Origin of the sequence: Pseudomonas sp. GM80 (assembly GCF_000282515.1) — a bacterium.
Taxonomy (GTDB): domain Bacteria; phylum Pseudomonadota; class Gammaproteobacteria; order Pseudomonadales; family Pseudomonadaceae; genus Aquipseudomonas.
In genome coordinates, this window is sequence record NZ_AKJD01000279.1 from 1 (window position 1) to 1,056 (window position 1,056).

1 protein-coding gene is annotated in these 1,056 nt (G+C 57.3%); it reads right to left on the reverse strand.

Features of this window, described 5'->3' with window-relative positions; all coding sequences use genetic code 11:
• Window positions 1-201 precede the first annotated feature (201 nt).
• Entirely contained in the window at window positions 202-564 is a 363-nt protein-coding gene (locus tag PMI37_RS30835) for a DUF6124 family protein (protein WP_008089021.1), read from the reverse strand.
• Between the last annotated feature and the right edge of the window lie 492 nt (window positions 565-1,056).

A 1,056-nucleotide genomic window follows, 5' to 3' on the forward strand; every position in this document is an offset into this window, starting at 1 on the left:
GTTTGTGGGTCAAGCCGATCGAACGGGCGGCAGAGCTCGTCGGTAAAATCACTGGCCAAGGACTCACAAGCGTGGGCGAGCCCGGAGCCCCCAAAGACCGCAACCAATGTAGGAGCTGCCGCAGGCTGCGATCTTTTGACGTTGTTTTTTAAAAAGCCAGATCAAAAGATCGCAGCCTGCGGCAGTTCCTACAGGGGTGGCTCAGGTTTGTGGGTCAAGCCGATCGAGTGCCCGGCTCACTGCCAGTTCGGCGAGCATGACGATTTGCTGAATCGCCAGCGCCGTGTTGCGCTGCGGGCGGCTGAGCTGGTCGGCGAAATCGCTGGCCATGACGTTGGCCGACGCCAGCGATTCACAGGCGTGGGCGAGCAGGCTTTCAGTGTCGATGTTTGGCTGCACGAGGAACATCGTGCTCGGCTGGTAGGGTTTTGCAGGGGTGGGGCACAGGTAGAAGTCGAGGGCGCGTTTGATCGCTTCGCGGTTTTTGACTTGATCGTCGATGCGGATGGCGTCTTCGAGGGGGGTGGTGAAATCTTGGGGCGGGTCGGGAATCAGCTTGTCCATTAAAACAATCTCCACAGTCTTTGGTGCTACCCATGGCCGTTCTCACGCAGCCCAAAGGTGGCAGCTATATGCGGGGTGAGAATACCGGTTATGGACACCCGGCCAGACCGAAGTCTGCCCGCACACAGCCGCCATGACGCATTACAGACAGCGGATAAGCTGGCGGCGATTATGCGTGCACAGACACTGGATGACCATAAATTGCCGGGTTCTCACACCCGATCGCTGAGTGTTCAGCGACAACCCAAGCCTAGAGAGCGCACGTCTGACGGACAACCTGAAAAGCTTGTGGGAAGGTTCGTCAATTTTGGAATAACTTTAAACACCCACATGATTCGGTGGCCGGCGGGACCTTTGCGGGCGAGCCCGGCTCCCACAATGACCGCGACCAATGTAGGAGCTGCCGAAGGCTGCGATCTTTTGACGTTGTTTTTTGCAGTGGTCTAATTTCCCCGGACACCCCGATAGGTGGAAAATACATCTATCGAGGAG